This is a genomic window from Psychrobacter sp. APC 3279, from assembly GCF_030407795.1.
Lineage (GTDB): Bacteria > Pseudomonadota > Gammaproteobacteria > Pseudomonadales > Moraxellaceae > Psychrobacter.
In genome coordinates this window covers 1-1,213 of sequence record NZ_JASDCR010000040.1, presented here as the reverse complement: position 1 = coordinate 1,213, position 1,213 = coordinate 1, and the positions used below count along the sequence as shown (strand labels likewise).

Sequence of the window (1,213 nt, the reverse complement as noted above, 5' to 3'; positions counted from 1 at the left end):
ATTAGTTCAATACGTTAGCAACAACACCAGCGCCTACAGTACGGCCGCCTTCACGAATAGCGAAGCGAAGACCTTTGTCCATAGCGATTGGGTGGATAAGCTCTACGCCCATCTCAACGTTATCACCAGGCATTACCATTTCAGTACCGTCTTGTAATTGGATTGCGCCAGTTACGTCAGTAGTACGGAAGTAGAACTGTGGACGATAGCCGTTTAGGAATGGTGTGTGACGACCACCCTCTTCTTTTGACAATACATATACTTCAGCGTCAAATTTGGTGTGAGGAGTGATTGAACCTGGCTTAGCTAGTACTTGGCCACGTTGTACGTCTTCACGCTTAGTACCACGTAGTAGTACGCCACAGTTTTCGCCTGCACGACCTTCGTCAAGCAGTTTACGGAACATCTCTACACCAGTACAGGTGGTTTTTTGAGTGTCACGGATACCAACGATTTCGATCTCGTCACCAACTTTAACGATACCAGATTCAACACGGCCTGTTACTACAGTACCACGACCTGAGATTGAGAATACGTCTTCGATTGGCATTAGGAATGCTTTGTCGATGTCACGCTCTGGCTCTGGGATGTAGGTGTCTAGTACGTTTAGTAGTTCTACAACAGCTGGTTGGCCGTATTTTTCTTCTGAGCCTTTTAGTGCTTCAGTAGCAGAACCTTTAACAATAGGAGTGTCATCGCCTGGGAAGTCATAGTCGTTCAATAATTCACGAACTTCCATTTCTACTAGTTCTAACAATTCTTCGTCATCAACCATGTCACATTTGTTCATGAATACGATGATGTACGGTACGCCAACCTGACGTGAAAGCAAGATGTGCTCACGAGTCTGTGGCATAGGGCCGTCAGTTGCAGATACGACTAGGATTGCGCCGTCCATTTGGGCCGCACCAGTGATCATGTTTTTAACATAATCGGCGTGACCTGGGCAATCTACGTGAGCATAGTGACGGCTGTCTGTGTCATATTCTACGTGTGAGGTGTTGATTGTGATACCACGTGCTTTTTCTTCTGGTGCTGAGTCAATAGACGCGTAGTCTTTGGCTTCGCCACCAGAGGTGATTGCAGCTACGGTTGCGATTGCAGCGGTAAGGGTTGTTTTACCATGGTCAACGTGTCCGATTGTACCGACGTTGACGTGTGGCTTGTTACGTTCAAACTTGGCCTTTGCCATGGGTATTTCCTCTTTTTTTGG

1 protein-coding gene is annotated in these 1,213 nt (G+C 46.8%); it reads right to left on the bottom strand.

Going from position 1 to position 1,213, the window contains the following annotated elements; genetic code table 11:
• Nucleotide 1: 1 nt before the first annotated feature.
• Nucleotides 2-1,192 (bottom strand): elongation factor Tu, encoded by a 1,191-nt coding sequence (gene tuf, locus QL898_RS13710; RefSeq protein ID WP_057758488.1) that lies wholly within the window; start codon nucleotides 1,190-1,192, stop codon nucleotides 2-4.
• Nucleotides 1,193-1,213: the final 21 nt, after the last annotated feature.

Coding starts and splice junctions, on each gene's coding strand:
- tuf (WP_057758488.1), bottom strand. CDS start 1,192: ATGGCAAAGGCCAAGTTTGAACGTAACAAGCCACACGTCAACGTCGGT.